Genomic DNA, 16,957 nt, shown 5'->3' with positions numbered 1-16,957 from the left:
TCTCAGCGATCCTGCCAATGCGGCGCGCGCTTGCCGAGGAAGGCGCCGATGCCCTCCTCCGCGTCCGCGGCCATCATGTTGTCGACCATCACCGCGCTGGCGGCGTCATAGGCCTCGGCCAGCGGCAATCCGGACTGCTCGATGAAGCCGCGCTTGCCCATGCGGATCGTCACCGCCGAGCGCGCGGCGATCTGCGCCGCGAGTTCCAGCGCCGCACCGCGCGCATCCTCCGCGACGCGGTTGACGAGGCCGAGCGACCTCGCCTCCTCGGCCCCGACCATGCGCCCGGTCAGCAGCATCTCCATTGCGGCCTTGCGCGGGATGGCGCGCGCGACGGCGACGGCGGGCGTCGAGCAGAAGAGCGCGATGTCCACGCCCGGCGTGCAGAACTTCGAGGCCGGCGTCGCGACGGCCAGGTCGCAGCTCGCGACGAGCTGGCAGCCGGCCGCGGTCGCGATGCCCTCGACGGCGGCGATCACCGGCACCGGATGGTTCACCACCTGCTGCATCACGCGGCTGCACAGCGCCATGGTCCGCGCGAAGAAGGCGCGCCCGCCATCGGCCTCGCCGCGCGCGGCCGTCAGCTCGCGCAGGTCGTGGCCCGCCGAGAAGGCAGGGCCATTCGCCGCGAGCACCACGCAGCGCGCCTCCTCGCATTCGCGCAACGCTTCGCTCAGCGCCTCCAGCAGCGCGAGGCTCAGCGCGTTGCGTGCAGCGGGACGGTCGAGCGTGATGAGGGCGACGCCGTCGTTGCGGCGTTCGATGGTGATCATGGCGTGCCTCCTTGCTCGAAGAGATTTCGCGGGAGGCGGTAGCGCCGCTGCCAGTCCGGCCAGACGGGTGCGGCGGGACCGACGGCCTGCTCCTCGACCTTCCAGCCGCCCGCCAGCCGGCGCCAGAGCACGTAGGTGAGGCCGTCCTCGAAACCCGCGCCTTCGGCGCGCGCGCGATAGGGCGTCGCCATCCAGTCGATCGCCCCCTCCCCATCCGGCCGTCGCGGCTGGAGCACGCCGTAGGCAAAATCCCCGAAGCGCCGCAGCTCGCGCACGGTGAAGCGGATCGGGCCGTTGGTCGCGCGGGCCAGGGTGGGGCGGATGGCGTCCAGCAGCAGGCGCCGGTCGGGGTCGCCGCGCAGCACGTCCAGGCCCAGCGGCCGCGCCTCCCTGGACAGCGGCAGCGCCAGCAGGACCAGGGCGACGCGGCGCGTGATCATCCGGCCAGCACTCCCGCGATCTCCTCGAGGATCAGCGGATCGTCGATCGTCGGCGGCACGCTGTAGCGTTCGCCATCGGCGATCTTGCGGATCGTGCCGCGCAGGATCTTCCCCGATCGCGTCTTGGGCAGGCGCGCGACGACGCGCGCTTCCTTGAAGGCCGCGACGGGCCCGATGCGCTCGCGCACCAGGGCGACGAGCTCGCGCGCCAGCTCCGCCTCCTCGCGCCGGGCGCCGGCCTTCAGCACCACGAGGCCGAGCGGCGCCTGGCCCTTCAACGCATCCGCCATGCCGACCACGGCGCATTCCGCGACATCCGGATGCGCGGCGAGCACCTCCTCGATCGCGCCGGTCGAAAGGCGATGGCCCGCGACGTTGATGATGTCGTCCGTGCGGCCCATCACCCAGGCAAAGCCCTCCTCGTCGACCATGCCGGCATCCGAGGTGTCGTAGTAGCCGGGGAAGGTGGAGAGATAGGCCTCGCGATAGCGCTGCTCGGCGTTCCACAGGGTCGGCGCGCAGCCGGGCGGCAGCGGCAGCTTCAGCACCAGCGCACCTTGTGTTCCACGCGGCACCTCGTGCCCCTCGGCATCCAGCGCGCGCAGGTCGTAACCCGGCGTGGGCTTGCCGCCTGAGCCGGGGCGAGGCTCGAAGAGGCCGAAGCCGCGGAAGCCCGCGGTGATCGGCCAACCCGTCTCGGTCTGCCACCAATGATCCACCACCGGCACGCCGAGCTTTTCGGCCGACCAGATCGCCGTCGGTGGATCGCAACGCTCGCCCGCGAGGTACAGCGCCTCCAGCTTCGAGAGGTCGTATTTCCGTATCAGCGCACCTTCCGGATCCTCCTTGCGGATGGCACGGATGGCGGTCGGCGCGGTGAAGAGCACGCGCACGCCATGCTCGGCGCAGACGCGCCAGAAGGTGCCCGCATCGGGCGTGCCGACCGGCTTGCCCTCGAAGAGCACGGAGGTGCAGCCCGCCAGCAGCGGCGCGTAGACGATGTAGGAATGACCGACGACCCAGCCCACGTCGCTCGCCGTCCAGAAGACGTCGCCGGCGCCGAGGCCGTAGATCATGCGCATGCTGGCATGCAGCACCACCGCGTGCCCGCCGTGGTCGCGCACGATGCCCTTCGGCTTTCCCGTCGTGCCGCTGGTGTAGAGGATGTAGAGCGGATCCGTCGCCGCGACGTCCACGCAAGGGTGCGGCGCACCGGCGGCTTCCGCCTCGGCATAGTCGACGTCGCGTCCCGCGACGAGGTCGCAGCGCTGCGCCTCCCGCTGCAGGATGAAACAGAAATCGGGCTTGTGCGCCGCCATGCCGATGGCCGCGTCCAGCAGCGGCTTGTAGGCCACGATCCGCCCCGGCTCGATCCCGCAGCTCGCCGAGATGATGGCCTTGGGCGTGGCGTCGTCGATGCGCGCCGCGACCTCCGCCGCCGCGAAGCCGCCGAAGACCACGGAATGGATCGCGCCCAGCCGCGCGCAGGCCAGCATGGCGATCGCCGCCTCGGGCACCATGGGCATGTAGAGCAGCACGCGGTCGCCCTTCGCGACGCCCCGCGCGGCCAGGGCGCCGGCCAGGCGGCTCACGCGGTCCAGCATCTCCGCATAGGAGAAGCGGCGGATCGTGCCAGTGACGGGGCTGTCGTAGATGATCGCCGTCTGCGCGCCTCGCCCGGCCGCGACGTGGCGGTCCAGTGCGTTGTGGCAGGTGTTCAGCACGCCGTCGGGGAACCACCGGCCGAAGAGACCCATCGAGCCGTCGAAGGCGCGGGAGGGCGCCCGGCTCCAGTCCAGGCCACGCGCGGCTTCCAGCCAATAGGCGTCCGGGTCCTTGCGCCAGCGTGCGACCGCGGCGTCGTAACCCTCGTTCGGGGCCATGGATCGTTCTCCTCGAAGGAGAAAATGACCGGGCGGACGTTGCTTCGCAAGCTTCTCGGCGCCACCATCGCGGCCATGACCTCGCGCTTCGCGGCTTTGCCGGCCAATCTCCGCGGCGCGATTCTCATGTCGCTGAGCGCTGTCCTCTTCGCCGCCGAGGCGTTGTTCATCCGCTGGCTGAACGATCGCGGCGTGCCCACCTCGACGCAGCTCTTCGCGCGCTCGATGGGCCAGCTGCTCTGGGTTCTGCCGCTGGTGCTGAGCGGCGGCCTTGCCGTCTTCCACACGCGGCGCACGGGCATGCATCTGATGCGCGGCCTCTGCTCGACCACGACCTGGGGCCTCTACTTCCTCTCCTTCGCCTTCCTCGACCTCGCGACGGCCACGGTGCTGTCCTTCACCAATGTGATGTTCACGACCCTGCTGGCCGGCCCCGTGCTGGGCGAGCGGGTGGACCGCGCGCGCTGGGCGGGAACCCTGGCCGGGCTGCTCGGCGTGGCCGTCATGCTGCGGCCCGGCGCCGACGTCCCGCTAACCGGCGCGCTGGTGGCGCTGGGCGCGGCGCTCGCCTGGTGCGGCATCACCCTGACCTCGCGCAGCCTTTCCCGCACCGAGCGGACGGAGACGGTGCTCGCCTGGGTGGGGCTGGTCACCTCGGCCTGCACCCTGCCCTTCGCCATCGCGGGCTGGACGCCGCTGAACCTGGGCGACGTCGCGATCCTGGCGGTCTTCGGCCTCGTCACCCCCGGCATCATCTGGCTGGTCACCGAGGCGCTGCGGGCCGGCGAGGCCAGCGCGGTCGCGCCGTTCCAGTACCTGCGCCTCGTGGTGATCGCGGCGGTAGGCTGGATCCTCTGGGGCGAGGTGCCGGACGGCTGGACCTGGCTCGGTGCCGCGGTCATCCTTTCCGGCGCCGTGATGATCAGTATCAGCGAGGCCAGACGACGATGATATTCCGCGCGCGGGGGGCGCGCCGCCGATGACCCTTGCGCTTCAGGCTGCGCCACTGCTGTTGCTGCTCGCCTTGCTGGCCAGCGGCCGCATGGGCCCGCTGGCCGCCTGCGGCATCGCGCTGCTGGCCGCCCTGCCCGCGATCGCCGTGACGATGCCCGAGAGCGCGACGCTGATCGGCATCCTGCTGCACGAAAGCCCGCGCGCCGCCTTCCTGGCCTTCCAGCCCATCGCCGTGGTGAGCGGCGGGCTGCTGTTCCACACGGCAGTGGTACGGAGCCAGGGCATGGCCGCGCCGCGCGCGCCGACGCCCGCGCGGATCTTCGCCGTCGCCCTGCCGCTCGGCGCCTTCCTCGAAAGCGTCACGGGCTTCGCCGTCGGCGCCGTCTTCGCGCTCTCCGCGCTGCATGGCATGCGGATCGGCGGCGCGGTCGCGGTCGCGCTGGCGATGCAGGCGCTGGTGCTGGTGCCCTGGGGCGGGCTGGGGCCGGGCTCGGCGCTGGGCGCGGTGCTGGCGGGTGTGCCGGCGCAGGACATGGTCGCGCTGGTCGCCTGGCCCAATGCGGCCTGGCTGCTGACCCTCGCCCCCGTGCTCTGGTGGCTGCAGGCCAAGGCCGGCTATCCGGCGCCGCCGCGCGAGAAGGCCATGCAGGCGCTGATCCTCGTGACGCTGGCCGTGCTGCTGGTCGCGCTGCACAGGATCCTGCCCTTCGAAACGGTCGGTGTGGTGGCGAGCGGGATCGTGGCCGTCTGGGCGCTCTGGCGCGCCGACCGGCCGCGCGACCTCGCCACGGCGCTGCGGGCGAGCTGGCCCTATCTGCTGGTGACGGTCTGCCTGCTCGCCGCGCGGCTCGTGCCGAATCCGCCAGCCTTCCGGCCCTTCCCGGAGCTGCCCGGCTTTCCCATCACCCATGTCGCCGTCGTGCTGTGGATCGTGGCGCTCGGCCTGCTTGCCGCGCAGCCGCAGGGCCTGGCGCGGGTCAGCACCGCGCTGCACCGCGCCCTGCGGCCGGCGGCGGCCATGATGCTCTACGTCCTGCTCGGCCGATGGCTGGCGGGCGGCGGCGTGGCGCAGGCCCTCGCGCAATCGCTGATCGAGAGCACCGGCGACTTCGCGGCCTATGCGCTGGTGCCGATCGGCTTCCTCGCCGGCTTCATCACCGGCAGCAACGTGGGGGGCAACGCGGCGCTAATGCCGGTCCAGGTCGCGCTCGGGGCGCAGCTGGGCCTGCCGCAGCTGCTGGCGCCAGCGCTGCACAACTTCACGAGCGGCGCGGGCGCGGGCATGAGCATCGCCGGCACCGCCATGCTCTGCGCGCTCCTGGCCGACCGCACGCGGCCCGGGCAGGTATGGCGCGTGATGCTGCCTTCCATGGCGCTCGTGATGCTGGTCGGCACGCTGACGCTGATCTTCCTGAGGTGACCATGGCCGACTGGCAGACCGCCGAGCGTCGCTTGCTGCGCGACAAGACCCTGCGCCCACTCATCCAGCGCGTCGGCCCCTGCACCATGGAGGTGCTGCCGCGCGAGCCCTATGAGGCGCTGGTGCAGGCCATCGCGCACCAGCAGGTGCATGCCCGCGCGGCCGAGGCGATCCTGGGCCGCTTCGCCGCGCTGTATCCCCATGACAGCTTCCCGCCGCCCCGCTTCGTGCTCGACCTGCCGCCCGAGGCGCTGCGCGGCTGCGGCTTCTCCGGCTCCAAGGTCGCCGCCATCCGCGACATCGCCGAGAAGACGGTAGGCGGCCTGGTGCCGAGCCTGGAGGAGGCCGCGGCGATCGACGACGAGACGCTGATCCGCCGCCTCGTCGCCATCCGCGGCGTCGGCCAGTGGACGGTGGAGATGATGCTGATGTTCACCCTGGGCCGAACGGACATCCTGCCCGTGGACGATTTCGGCGTGCGCGACGGTTGGAAGCTGCTCACGGGCGCGGAAACACAGCTCAAGCCGAAGGAGCTGGCCGCGATCGGCGAGGCCTGGAAGCCCTGGCGGAGCGTCGCGGCCTGGTATCTGTGGCGCGCCTCGGACGAGGGGAAGAAGCGGAAGGCGGCGGAGGCGGCGACGGAGCCGCGCCCCGCCGCGAAGCGCGTGCGCCGGCCGACGGCCTAAGCTTTCCCCAGATAGGCCGTGGCATCGATCTCCACGAGGCAGTCGGGCGAGCCCAGGCCCGAAACGATGCAGGAGACGCGGTGCGGCGGGTCCTCGGCGAAATTGACGAAATAGACCTCGTTCATCGGCGCCCAATCCTCGCGATCCGTCACATAGACGGTGCACTTCACCACGTCCTTAAGCGTGCCGCCGGCGGCCTCGATCAGCGCGCGGATATTGTCGATGGTCTGCTGCGTCTGGGCGCGGACGTCGCCGATGGCGAAGCGGCCCTCGACGTCGCGGCCGGTCGAGCAGGCGAAGACGAAGCCACCCGCCTCCGTCGCCTGGGCGAAGGGCAGGCTGGGCTTGAACACCTTGTCGCTGGAAATGGCGCGCTTGGGCATGGCGGATCCTTCGAGGAGAACCCGCCCAGGCTGCCGAAATCGGCCCGCCCCGTCGACCGGGGCGGGAGAGGGCTACTTCCCGTAGCCGTAGCCATAGGGCGCGGGGGCCGGCGGCGGCGGCACGTAGCCCGGCGGGGGATAGCCGTAGCCATAGGCCGGGGGCGGAGGAGGCGTGGGCGTGGTGGCGGCGCCGACCAGCGCGCCGCCGGCGCCGCCGATGAGCGCACCCGCCGCCGCACCGCGGCCGCCGCCGGCCAGGCCACCGATGGCCGCGCCGCTGAGCGCGCCGATTCCGGCGCCGCCGAGCGCCCGCTGGCCGGGATCGTAGGGGTTGGTGCAGCCGGCGCCGATCAGGGCGACGCCTGCCAGCAGAACAACCGTGGTCTTACGCATTCAGCCGCTCTCCATGACCAGCCATCGTTCGGGGAATCTACCACCGCGCCTCCCCCGCCCACAATCGGATTCACCCCGGCGATGCCGGGGGTTTCGCCATGATGGCAAAGACTTAACCGCGATTGCCGTCAGCCGGCATTCTGCGGTTCGATCCCCGCCGCGCGCGCCGCGGCACCCCATTTCTCCATCTCGGACTGGGTGAAGTCGCGGCTCTGCTCGGGCGTGAGCGTCGAGACCTCGGCGCCCAGGATACGATGGCGGTCCACCACCTCCGGGCGCTGCAGCGCCGCCACGATCTCGCGGTGCAACCGCGTGACCACCGGCACGGGCAAGCCCGCCGGCGCCAGGACCATGCCCCAGGTCGTGGCCTCGAAGCCCGGCATGAAGGCCTCGCCCAGCGTCGGCACGTCGGGCAGCAGGGCCGAGCGCGTGGCGCCCGTCGTTGCCAGCGCCTTCAGGGCGCCGGACTGGATATGCGGCAGCGCCGCCGAGACGGTGTCGAACATCACGTCCACCCGGCCCGAGATCAGGTCCGGATGCGCCTGGGTGCTGCCGCGATAGGGCACGTAGGTCATCTCGATGCCGTTACGCTGGGCGAAGATCACCGGGGCGAGGCGCACCACGCCCGCCGTCGCGGCATAGGTGATGTGGCCGGCCGGCCTGGTGCGGGCGTAGGCCACCAGCTCGGCCGGCGTGTTCGCCACGAAGCTCCGCGCCGTGCAGAAGACCAGGGGCGTGCGCGTGGTCAGCGTCAGAAAGGTGAAGTCGCGCATCGTGTCGAAGGGCAGCCGGTAGAGCGCCGCATTCACCGGATGGCCGACCGAGACGAGGCCCAGCGTATGCCCGTCCGGCGCCGATTTCGCGATGACGTCGGTGCCGATCACGCCGTCCGCCCCCGCGCGATTTTCCACCGGCACGGGCTGGCCGAGCGCGGCCGACATGGGCTCGGCGATCAGCCGGGCCGTGATGTCCGAGACGCCGCCCGGGGTATAGGGCACGATCATGCGGATGGGGCGCGTCGGAAAATCCTGCGCGTGCAGGGCCTTGGCGCCGAGGATGAGGGAGGGGGCGGCCAGCAGGGCCGCGCGGCGGTGAAGGGTCATCGGACGTTTCTCCAGCCGGGATTTCTTCCCGGTCATGCCGTCATGCTGCGGCATGCCGGGCGTCCCTGGAAGGGAAACCTCTCTTCGCGCAAACGGCCGCTTTCGCTGGGCCCACTTTGGCCCTATCTCCCGCGGATGACCGAGACTCCGCTGAACCTGATCCGCAACTTCTCCATCGTCGCGCATATCGACCATGGGAAGTCCACGCTCGCCGACCGGCTGATTCAGTCGACCGGAACCGTGGCCGCGCGGGACATGAAGGAACAGCTGCTCGACAACATGGACATCGAGCGCGAGCGCGGCATCACCATCAAGGCGCAGACCGTCCGCATCAGCTACCCGGCCAAGGACGGCAACACCTACACGCTGAACCTCATGGACACGCCGGGCCATGTGGACTTCGCCTATGAGGTCAGCCGGTCGCTGGCCGCCTGCGAGGGCTCCCTGCTGGTGGTCGACGCCTCCCAGGGGGTCGAGGCGCAGACGCTGGCCAATGTCTATCAGGCGCTGGATGCGGGGCACGAGATCGTGCCCGTGCTCAACAAGATCGACCTCCCCGCCGCCGAGCCGGACCGGGTGAAGCAGCAGATCGAGGACGTGATCGGCCTCGACACCTCCGACGCGGTGATGATCAGCGCCAAGACCGGCCTCAACATCGAGGGCGTGCTGGAGGCCATCGTCACCCGCCTGCCGCCGCCCACGGGCGACGCCTCCAAGACGCTGACCGCCCTGCTGGTCGACAGCTGGTACGACGCCTATCTCGGCGTCGTGGTCCTCGTGCGCGTGAAGGACGGCCATCTGCGGAAGGGCCAGCGCATCCGCATGATGTCGAACAACGCCGTCCATACCGTGGAGCAGGTGGGCTACTTCACGCCGAAGATGGTGGCCTGCGAGAGCCTCGGGCCGGGCGAGATGGGCTTCGTCACCGCCGCCATCAAGACGGTGGCCGACACCAATGTCGGCGACACCATCACCGACGACCGCAACCCCGCCACCGAGGCGCTGCCCGGCTTCAAGCCCAGCATTCCCGTGGTGTGGTGCGGCCTCTACCCCGTCGATGCCGACGATTTCGAGAAGCTGCGCGAGAGCGTGGGCAAGCTGCGGCTGAACGACAGCAGCTTCCACTACGAGATGGAGACCTCGGCGGCGCTCGGCCTCGGCTATCGCTGCGGCTTCCTCGGCCTGCTGCACCTGGAGATCGTGCAGGAGCGCCTCTCCCGCGAGTTCGACCTCGACCTGATCGCGACCGCACCCTCCGTCGTCTACAAGCTGAAGCTGAACAGCGGCGTGGAGGAAGACCTCCACAACCCCGCCGACATGCCGGACCCCACCCTGATCGCCGAGATCCAGGAGCCCTGGATCAAGGCCACGATCATGGTGCCCGACGAATATCTCGGCCCCGTGCTGACCCTCTGCAACGAGCGCCGCGGCCGGCAGGTGGAGCTGACCTATGTCGGCACCCGCGCCATGGCGGTCTATATGCTGCCGCTGAACGAGGTGGTCTTCGACTTCTACGATCGCCTCAAGTCCATCAGCCGCGGCTATGCCAGCTTCGACTATTCGATGGAGGGCTACGAGGCCGGTGATCTCGTGAAGATCTCCATCCTCGTGAATGCCGAGCCGGTCGATGCGCTCTCCTTCATGGCGCACCGCAACCAGGCCGACCGCCGTGGCCGGCAGATCTGCGAGAAGCTGAAGGAGCTGATTCCCCGCCAGCTCTTCAAGATCCCCATCCAGGCCGCGATCGGCGGCCGGGTGATCGCGCGCGAAACCATCTCCGCCATGTCGAAGGACGTCACCGCCAAGTGCTACGGCGGCGACATCTCCCGCAAGCGCAAGCTTCTGGACAAGCAGAAGGAAGGCAAGAAGCGCATGCGGCAGTTCGGCAAGGTCGAGATTCCGCAGAGTGCCTTCATCGCCGCCCTCAAGATGGACAGCTGAGCGGGATGACCGACGGCGCGAAGGCGCCGACGGTCTGATCACACGCCGGCGACGTCAGAACTTCTCCACCCAGGGCCTGACCTCGATTTCCCAGGACCAGGCGCTGCGATGCTGGCGCAGCAGGTCTAGATAGCACTGCGCGACAGCGTCGGGATCGAGCGTGCTGTCCGGCCGGTCCGCCGGGTCCGGACGGTGGGCGGCGCGCACGCCGCCATCGACCACGACATGGGCGACATGGATGCCCTGCGGCGATAGCTCGCGCGCCGCGCTCTGCGCCAGGCCCCGCAGCGCGAACTTGCCCATGGCGAAGGGCGCGGAGAGAGCGAAGCCCTTCACCCCTGCGGTCGCACCGGTGAGCAGAATCGCGCCCTTCCCCGCCGGCACCATGCGCTTGGCGGCCTGCTGCACCGTGTAGAAGGCGCCCAGGGCCGAGACGGCGACGGCCCGCTCGACCTCCGCTGGATCGAGCTCGGCGATGGGGCCGCGGACGCGGCCGCTGGCGTTGTAGATCACGATCTCCGGCGCGCCGATCCTCGCCTCCGTCTCGGCGAAGAGTCGTTCCACCTGCCCGGCGTCGCTGGCATCGACCGGCAGCGCGACGGCGCCGGCCTCGACCAGCGGCGCGAGCCGGTCGACCTGCCGCGCGGCGACCACGACCGGAATCCCGGCCGCGCGCAGCAGCCGGGTGAGGGATCCGCTGATGCCGGGTCCGGCGCCGATGATGAGCCCGTTGCGATAGGGGATGTCGGTCATGGGGTCACCGTCGGCTGGGTGTTGGGAACAAGCTCGGGCTCGGCTTCCGTGCTGCGCTCGGGCAGGGGCGCGGCGTTGATGTCGAGGATTTCGCCCAGCCACAGGGAATGGGTCAGGTGGTCGGCCCTGGGCTGACCGGTCTCGGGATGGATCAGCACCGCGAGGCCGCGGCGGTTGAGCATGAGCCAGGGCACGAGGCGGGCGAATTCGCCGGCCGCGAAGGCGACCTGGTACATCGGCCTCGCATGCGGCCCGACCAGCCGGTCGTGCCAGCGGCCAAGAAGGACAGAGAAGCGCTGGGCGATTTCCGCGCGCAGGATCTCGGCGGCGGCGCGCTGTTCCGGGCCATCGAAATAGATATGGGCGTGATAGCCCTGGATCGTGTCGAGCGGCTGTACGGTCATGGATGGGCGAGGCTCCCGGGTTCGGTCCAGAGATGGGAACGTCGCTCCGGATTGCAGGAGCAACCATGAAGGCCATCCAGATCGGCCGTTACGGCGGCGCGCTCTCGCTGGAGGAGCGCCGCCTGATCGGCAAGCCGCTGCTCGACTTGCCGCCCCGCTGAGCCGCGCGCAATCTTCCGCGCGAGCAACGAAGGCAAGGCGTCCATGAAGCAACGCAATCTCGGCACCAGCGGACTGCTGGTCTCCACCATCGGCCTCGGCTGCAACAATTTCGGCGGAAGGCTGGACCTCGAGGGCACGCGCGCCGTCATCCACGCGGCCTTCGACCACGGCATCACCCTCTTCGACACGGCCGACATGTACGGCAACCAGGGCGGATCGGAGACGCTGATGGGCCAGGTGCTGGGCGACCGGCGCAAGGACATCGTGCTGGCGACCAAGTTCGGCCTGCCCATGGATGGCGAGAATGGCCGGCTCAAGGGTGGGTCGCGCCGCTACATCATGTCCGCCGTCGAGGCGAGCTTGAAGCGGCTGAAGACCGACTGGATCGACCTCTACCAGTACCACAAGCCCGATCCGCTGACGCCGACCGAGGAGACGCTGCGCGCCCTCGACGACCTCGTGAAGCAGGGCAAGGTCCGCTACATCGGCTGCTCCAACCTGCCGGGCTGGCAGGTGGTCGAGGCGCAATGGACCTCGAAGCATCTCGGCCTGAACAGCTTCGTCTCCTGTCAGGACGAGTATTCGCTGCTGGTCCGCAAGGCCGAGCAGGATGTGGTGCCCGTCGCCGCGCGCTACGGCATGGGGCTGCTGCCCTATTTTCCGCTGGCCAGCGGCATGCTCACCGGCAAGTACCGTCGCGGCGAGCCGACGCCGGCGGGCACGCGCATGGCCGGCACCGACCGCTACGCGCGCTACCAGACCGAGGGCAGCTTCGACGTGGTGGAGAAGCTGGACGCCTATGCAAAGGCCCGCGGCCACACGCTGGTCGAGCTCGCCTTCTCCTGGCTGCTGTCCAAGGCGCCGGTGAGCAGCGTCATCGCGGGCGCGACGAAGCCCGAGCAGATCGCGCAGAACGTGAAGGCGGGCGACTGGGCACTGACGGCCGCCGAGATCGCGGAGATCGAGGCTATCGCCGCGCCAGCGTGACCACGTAGCGGCACGGCGCCGAGGTCGGGTTCACGTATTCGCGATCCTGCGGCGTCGCGAGATCGAAGGACAGGCAATCCCCGGCACTCAGGACGGTTTCGCCATCGCCTTCCCGGATGACGAGGCCGCCCGAGATCAGCCAGACGCTGTGCCCCCGCATGAAGGCGTAGGAGGCGGCGGGATAGCCGACGCGCCCGCCCGCCGGCATCTCCACATGCACGAGCTCCGGATCGGCGCCGGGCGGCGTGAGCTGCCGGCGCCGATAGCCCGTCTCCGGATCGGTCCAGACTTCCTGCTCCGCAGCCCGCATCACCCGCCCGGCGCCGCCATCCGATTCGGCCCGCGCCAGCAGCGCCGAGACCGTCAGGCCAAAGGCGCCCGACAGGCGGCCGAGCAGCGTGGCGGTGGGACTCGCCTCGCCGCGTTCCACCTTGCTGATCATTGCGCGCGAGACGCCCGAGGCGGAGGCCAGTTCCGCGATCGCCCAGCCACGCGCCTCCCTCTCGCGCCGGATGCGGCCGGCGAGCAGGAGCTGCAACGGGTCATCCATCATAGTAGACATGTTATCACTTTGATGGAATTCTTCCGCCATGGCCATCGAATCCTACAAGCCGCCCGGGCTGGGTCACAACGGGGGCCCTCCCCTGGATCCCGACGCCTCCTGGCGCGTCTTCTGCTGGCGCAAGGCCCATAAGAAGGCCTGGAAATCCCCACCCCGCGAGGTCGTCCTCCGGCGCCTGGCCCGGGCCGAGGAGCTGGGGATGACCTACAAGGACTACACGCTCGAGATCATGGAGCGCGGCCGGTACCTCTGAGCCAAAAGAAAAGCCGCCGCGGTCACCCGCGGCGGCTTCTGCATTCCGGCAGGAGGCCGGAGGCTCAGATGTAATGCTCTTCCAGCGGCGAGAAGCCGTTGAACTTCTGGCTGGCATAGCTCGTCACATAGGCGCCGGTCGCCAGCAGCTCCACGCGGTCGCCCGCCGTCAGCGCCGTCGGCAGGCGGTAGTTGGACTTCTCATAGAGCGTGTCCGTGCTGTCGCAGGTCGGGCCGGCGATGGTCACGGGGCCGTCGGCGGTGCCGTCATGCGGCGTGCGGAAGGCGTACTTGATCGCCTCGCCCTCGGTCTCCGCCAGCCCGCCGAAGCGGCCGATGTCGAGATAGACCCAGCGGACGGGATCGTTCGCGGCCTTGCGGCTCACCAGCACGACCTCGGCCTGGACCACGCCGGCATCGGCCACCAGGAAGCGGCCGGGCTCGATCACGATCTCGGGCAGGGAATTGCCGAAATGCTCGACCATCGCGCCCATGATGGCCGCGCCGATCTCGACGATCTCCGGCACCTCGGACTTGTAGCGGACGGGGTAGCCGCCGCCGAGGTTGACCATGCGCACCTTCACCCCGGCATCCACCAGGTCGGTGAAGAGCATGGCGACCTTGGCGATCGCCGCCTCATAGGCCGCGGTGCGCGTCTGCTGGCTGCCGACGTGGAAGGAGAGGCCGAAGGGGTCGAGGCCCAGCTCGCCGGCCTTCACCATCAGATCCTTCGCCATCTCGACCTCGCAGCCGAACTTGCGGCTGAGCGGCCACTCGGCGCCATCATTGCCGACGAGGATGCGGCAGTAGACGCGGCTGCCGGGCGCGGAACGGGCCAGCTTCTCCAGCTCCATCTCGCTGTCGAAGGCAAACATGCGCACGCCGCGCGCATAGGCGGCCGCGATGTCGCGCTCGCGCTTGATGGTGTTGCCGTAGGAGATTGCCTCCGGCTCGGCGCCGGCGTCCAGGCACATCGAGACCTCCTGGAAGGAGGCCGCGTCGAAATGCGAGCCGAGGCCGACCAGGCGCTCCAGCACGGGCGCCGCCGGATTCGCCTTCACGGCGTAATAGATGCGGGCGAGCGGAAGCGCGTCGCGCAGCCGGCGGAAATTCTCCGCGACGCGGTCGACGTCAAGAACCAGGCACGGCGTCGCCGGCTGGGTGTCCGCAAGGAAGCGAGCGACCTTAGGGGTCATCGCAGCACCTTCCACAAACGAGTGGAACTACCCCTTTCGAGGGGCAGCCCCAGATTGACGAAACGGTCGAACGAACCAGCGACCAGAAGAAGACCGGGAGGGTGAGCCCCCGGGGTTGCCAGAACGCTTGACGTCGTTGCGTAAACCTTGCGCCGCGGTGGCGAGCCGGAAGTGAGGCTCTGCTCCGTGGGCCTGGGGCCAGAGGCACGTGCGTACTGCGTCTTGTGGGGCGGCACTTAGGGCTGCTCGCCCGGGGATGCAAGCAGCTTTGCGGGCGGCGACGAAAATTTTTCGTGATGCCCCCGGTTCGGCCGGAAAGGCCGCCGGAACCTTCCCGGGGATCGCGGCGAAACGCCCGCGACGCCCCCCGGAAGGCCGGAGTGTTTACGGCGCGCGTCTGACCTGCGCGTGACGCATTTGTTACAGCGTGCCCGGGTAGGAGCCGCCATCGAGCAGGATGCTCTGCCCCGTCGTGAAGCCGGCATGGGCCGAGCAGAGGAAGGCGGCGAAATTGCCGAATTCCTCGGCCGTGCCGAGACGGCCGGCGGGGATGGCCTTCACCGCGTTGCGCTCCAGCTCGTCCATCGTGGAGGTGCCAGCGGCCACGACCTGGCGCCAGTTGCCGCGAATCCGGTCCGTGTCGAAGGGCCCGGGAAGCAGGTGGTTGATGGTGACGTTGTTCACCGCCACCCGCCGCGCCAGCGAGGCCAGCGCGCCCGTGAGGCCCGCCCGTGCGCCGTTGGAAAGCTCGAGCCGCGCGATCGGCGCCTTCACCGAATAGCTGGTGATGTTCAGAATCCGGCCGAACTTCCGCTCGGTCATCTTCGGCAGCACCGCCTTGATGAGCGCGATCGGCGTCAGCATGTTGGCCTCGACGGCCTTGCGCCAGTCGTCGAGCTCGAAGCCCGAGAACTCGCCCTGCGGCGGGCCGCCGGCATTGGTGATGAGGATGTCCGGATCCGGGCAGGCGGCCAGCACATCGGCCCGGCCGGCCTCGGTCGTGATGTCGCCCTGGACGGTCTTCACCTTCACGCCCGTCGCGTCGCGGATGGCCTTGGCCGTGGCCTCTAGCGCCTCGCCGCCGCGGGCGGTGATGATCAGCTCGGCGCCCTCGCGCGCCAGGGCCTCCGCACAGCCGCGGCCGAGGCCCTTCGAGCCGGCGCAGACGATGGCCCTGCGCCCCTTGATACCGAGATCCATGATTCACTCCCGTTTGGATGTCGGGATTGATCCTGACTCGGCCCGGCAGTCCCGGCTAGAGCGCTTTCCGTTCGCCAGCGCTCGCGTAAAACGCTCCAGCCCCTTGTTTTGGCAGGCATCTTTACCCGACCGGATGATGTCATCCGATCGGGTGATGCCTTAGCGGATCAGACCGCTCATCGGGCTCGACGCATCCGCGCGGTAGTCGCGCGGCATGCGCCCGGCCAGGAAGGCCTCCCGCCCCGCGATCACCGCATGCTTCATGGCGACAGCCATCTTCACCGGGTCCTGCGCATGGGCGATGGCGCTGTTCAGCAGCACGGCATCGCAGCCGAGCTCCATGGCGAAGGCCGCCTCGCTGGCCGTGCCGATGCCGGCATCCACCAGCACGGGAACCTTCGCGTTCTGCTTGATGCTGCGGATCATGTAGGGGTTCACCACCCCCATACCCGAGCCGATGGGCGCGCCCAGCGGCATGATGGCGACGCAGCCCATCTCCTCCAGCCGCTTCGCCGCGACCGGATCATCCGCGCAATAGACCATCACCTCGAAGCCGTCCTCGAGCAGGGCGGCGGCGGCCTCGAAGGTGCCGGCCATGTCGGGGTAGAGGTAGGGCGGCGGGCCCAGCACCTCGAGCTTCACGAGGTTCCAGCCGCCGGCCTCGCGCGCCAGGCGCAGCGTGCGCACCGCCTCCTGCGCCGTGTGGCAGCCGGCGGTGTTGGGCAGGTAGGTGTAGTCCTTGGGCGAGACGAAATCCTGCAGCATCGGCGCCGTAGCGTCGCTGAGGTTCACCCGGCGGACGGCGACGGTGACGATCTCCGCGCCGCTGGCGCGGATGCTCTCGCCGGTCTGCTTCAGCGTCTTGTAGCGGCCAGTGCCGACGATGAGGCGCGAGTTGAAGCGGCGCCCGGCCACCTCCCAGCTGTCGTCGGTCGCCACGGGCATCTTGATGTCGTCGGGCATGGCTCAGCCGCCTCCGATGAAGTGAACGATCTCGATGGCGTCGCCGGCGCAGAGTATCGTCGTGGCATATTGCGAACGCGGCACGATCTCGAGGTTGCGCTCGACGGCGACCTTGCGCTCCGCGAGGCCGATCTCGGCCAGCAGATCCGTGACGCTGGTGCCGGGCGCGACGGCACGGGCCTCGCCATTGACCATGAGGGCCAATCGGTCGGCGGCGGACGGCATGAGGGTGTCGGGCATCTCTCGCTTCATCCCAATATTAGATTCGAAGGGGGTCGCGCGACGCCGTGCTCCCATCCCTTCGCCGGCATGACCCGGATCAGGTTCTAAGGGTTGACCGCGTCATCGCGGAATCTCAGCCCTCTGGAAGGGCTCCCCTTGGTCGATCGATACTGCGTCTTTCGCCTTGTTCAAGTCAACCACTCGATCCCCGAGCGGGACATGCGGCGACACCCCGCCAGGCGCGAACCCGGCGGGGCGTGGAGCGTCAGGGAAAGTCGGC

Annotated in this window: 19 protein-coding genes and 1 riboswitch; of the genes, 6 read left to right on the top strand and 13 right to left on the bottom strand. The window is 69.7% G+C overall.

The window, feature by feature from the left end; all coding sequences use genetic code 11:
• Nucleotides 1–2: 2 nt before the first annotated feature.
• Genes KHU32_RS07040 through KHU32_RS07030 form a run of 3 tightly spaced genes read right to left on the bottom strand, consistent with a single transcriptional unit; the run spans nt 3 to nt 3,096 of the window.
• On the bottom strand, nt 3–773 hold the full coding sequence (locus KHU32_RS07040; RefSeq protein WP_213669291.1) for an enoyl-CoA hydratase: 771 nt from the start codon (nt 771–773) through the stop codon (nt 3–5).
• Nucleotides 770–1,213 carry a hypothetical protein gene (locus KHU32_RS07035; RefSeq protein WP_213669290.1) on the bottom strand — a complete coding sequence of 148 codons (444 nt, stop codon included), beginning with the start codon at nt 1,211–1,213 and terminating at the stop codon, nt 770–772. Before KHU32_RS07035 ends, KHU32_RS07040 begins: the two co-directional genes overlap by 4 nt.
• The gene (locus tag KHU32_RS07030; protein ID WP_213669289.1) at nt 1,210–3,096 is read right to left on the bottom strand and encodes a propionyl-CoA synthetase; all 1,887 of its coding nucleotides are present in this window, start codon (nt 3,094–3,096) and stop codon (nt 1,210–1,212) included. Before KHU32_RS07030 ends, KHU32_RS07035 begins: the two co-directional genes overlap by 4 nt.
• Nucleotides 3,097–3,120: 24 nt before the next feature.
• Between KHU32_RS07030 and KHU32_RS07025 the strand changes: the two genes are divergently transcribed.
• Genes KHU32_RS07025 through KHU32_RS07015 form a run of 3 tightly spaced genes read left to right on the top strand, consistent with a single transcriptional unit; the run spans nt 3,121 to nt 6,156 of the window.
• Nucleotides 3,121–4,047, top strand: coding sequence for a DMT family transporter (locus KHU32_RS07025; RefSeq protein ID WP_249680584.1), 927 nt, complete (start codon nt 3,121–3,123; stop codon nt 4,045–4,047).
• 28 nt (nt 4,048–4,075) lie between these two features.
• The gene (locus KHU32_RS07020; RefSeq protein WP_213669288.1) at nt 4,076–5,470 is read left to right on the top strand and encodes an L-lactate permease; all 1,395 of its coding nucleotides are present in this window, start codon (nt 4,076–4,078) and stop codon (nt 5,468–5,470) included.
• A gap of 2 nt (nt 5,471–5,472) precedes the next feature.
• Nucleotides 5,473–6,156, top strand: coding sequence for a DNA-3-methyladenine glycosylase family protein (locus KHU32_RS07015; RefSeq protein WP_213669287.1), 684 nt, complete (start codon nt 5,473–5,475; stop codon nt 6,154–6,156).
• Here KHU32_RS07015 and KHU32_RS07010 read toward each other — a convergent pair.
• The 3 genes from KHU32_RS07010 to KHU32_RS07000 all read right to left on the bottom strand — a co-directional run bounded on the left by KHU32_RS07010 (nt 6,153) and on the right by KHU32_RS07000 (nt 8,035).
• Complete coding sequence (locus KHU32_RS07010; RefSeq protein ID WP_213669286.1) at nt 6,153–6,539, bottom strand: RidA family protein; 387 nt, start codon at nt 6,537–6,539, stop codon at nt 6,153–6,155. The genes KHU32_RS07015 and KHU32_RS07010 overlap by 4 nt on opposite strands.
• 72 nt (nt 6,540–6,611) lie before the next feature.
• Nucleotides 6,612–6,932, bottom strand: a complete 321-nt coding sequence (locus KHU32_RS07005) for a cell envelope biogenesis protein OmpA (RefSeq protein ID WP_249680583.1) — start codon at nt 6,930–6,932, stop codon at nt 6,612–6,614.
• Between the two features lie 128 nt (nt 6,933–7,060).
• Nucleotides 7,061–8,035, bottom strand: coding sequence for a Bug family tripartite tricarboxylate transporter substrate binding protein (locus tag KHU32_RS07000; protein WP_213669285.1), 975 nt, complete (start codon nt 8,033–8,035; stop codon nt 7,061–7,063).
• A gap of 135 nt (nt 8,036–8,170) precedes the next feature.
• On the opposite strand from KHU32_RS07000, the gene lepA reads away from it, so the two are divergent.
• Entirely contained in the window at nt 8,171–9,976 is a 1,806-nt protein-coding gene (gene lepA, locus KHU32_RS06995; protein ID WP_213669284.1) for a translation elongation factor 4, read from the top strand.
• Between the two features lie 54 nt (nt 9,977–10,030).
• Here the strand turns inward: lepA and KHU32_RS06990 are convergent, their stop codons facing one another.
• Nucleotides 10,031–10,729, bottom strand: a complete 699-nt coding sequence (locus KHU32_RS06990) for an SDR family NAD(P)-dependent oxidoreductase (protein WP_213669283.1) — start codon at nt 10,727–10,729, stop codon at nt 10,031–10,033.
• Nucleotides 10,726–11,133 (bottom strand): DOPA 4,5-dioxygenase family protein, encoded by a 408-nt coding sequence (locus KHU32_RS06985; protein WP_213669282.1) that lies wholly within the window; start codon nt 11,131–11,133, stop codon nt 10,726–10,728. Before KHU32_RS06985 ends, KHU32_RS06990 begins: the two co-directional genes overlap by 4 nt.
• A 204-nt stretch (nt 11,134–11,337) precedes the next feature.
• Between KHU32_RS06985 and KHU32_RS06980 the strand changes: the two genes are divergently transcribed.
• Complete coding sequence (locus KHU32_RS06980) at nt 11,338–12,282, top strand: aldo/keto reductase (RefSeq protein ID WP_213669281.1); 945 nt, start codon at nt 11,338–11,340, stop codon at nt 12,280–12,282.
• Here KHU32_RS06980 and KHU32_RS06975 read toward each other — a convergent pair.
• Entirely contained in the window at nt 12,263–12,820 is a 558-nt protein-coding gene (locus KHU32_RS06975; RefSeq protein ID WP_249680582.1) for a helix-turn-helix domain-containing protein, read from the bottom strand. The genes KHU32_RS06980 and KHU32_RS06975 overlap by 20 nt on opposite strands.
• Before the next feature lie 52 nt (nt 12,821–12,872).
• On the opposite strand from KHU32_RS06975, the gene KHU32_RS06970 reads away from it, so the two are divergent.
• Entirely contained in the window at nt 12,873–13,097 is a 225-nt protein-coding gene (locus KHU32_RS06970; protein ID WP_213669279.1) for a hypothetical protein, read from the top strand.
• 64 nt (nt 13,098–13,161) lie between these two features.
• Here KHU32_RS06970 and KHU32_RS06965 read toward each other — a convergent pair whose 3' ends face one another.
• The 4 genes from KHU32_RS06965 to thiS all read right to left on the bottom strand — a co-directional run bounded on the left by KHU32_RS06965 (nt 13,162) and on the right by thiS (nt 16,695).
• Nucleotides 13,162–14,292 carry a type III PLP-dependent enzyme gene (locus tag KHU32_RS06965; RefSeq protein WP_213669278.1) on the bottom strand — a complete coding sequence of 377 codons (1,131 nt, stop codon included), beginning with the start codon at nt 14,290–14,292 and terminating at the stop codon, nt 13,162–13,164.
• A 420-nt stretch (nt 14,293–14,712) separates the two neighbouring features.
• Nucleotides 14,713–15,492, bottom strand: a complete 780-nt coding sequence (locus tag KHU32_RS06960; RefSeq protein ID WP_213669277.1) for an SDR family oxidoreductase — start codon at nt 15,490–15,492, stop codon at nt 14,713–14,715.
• A 159-nt stretch (nt 15,493–15,651) separates the two neighbouring features.
• Nucleotides 15,652–16,455: a thiazole synthase gene (locus tag KHU32_RS06955; protein WP_249680581.1), complete on the bottom strand. Its 804-nt coding sequence runs from the start codon at nt 16,453–16,455 to the stop codon at nt 15,652–15,654.
• A gap of 3 nt (nt 16,456–16,458) precedes the next feature.
• Nucleotides 16,459–16,695, bottom strand: coding sequence for a sulfur carrier protein ThiS (thiS, locus tag KHU32_RS23420; RefSeq protein WP_249680580.1), 237 nt, complete (start codon nt 16,693–16,695; stop codon nt 16,459–16,461).
• Nucleotides 16,696–16,734: 39 nt separating this feature from the next.
• Nucleotides 16,735–16,844: riboswitch (TPP riboswitch) on the bottom strand.
• Between the last annotated feature and the right edge of the window lie 113 nt (nt 16,845–16,957).

It is taken from the genome of Roseococcus pinisoli, assembly GCF_018413645.1.
In the GTDB taxonomy this organism is placed as follows: domain Bacteria; phylum Pseudomonadota; class Alphaproteobacteria; order Acetobacterales; family Acetobacteraceae; genus Roseococcus; species Roseococcus pinisoli.
Note: the sequence above shows the minus strand (reverse complement) of the source record. Positions and strands in the feature narration are given on the sequence as shown.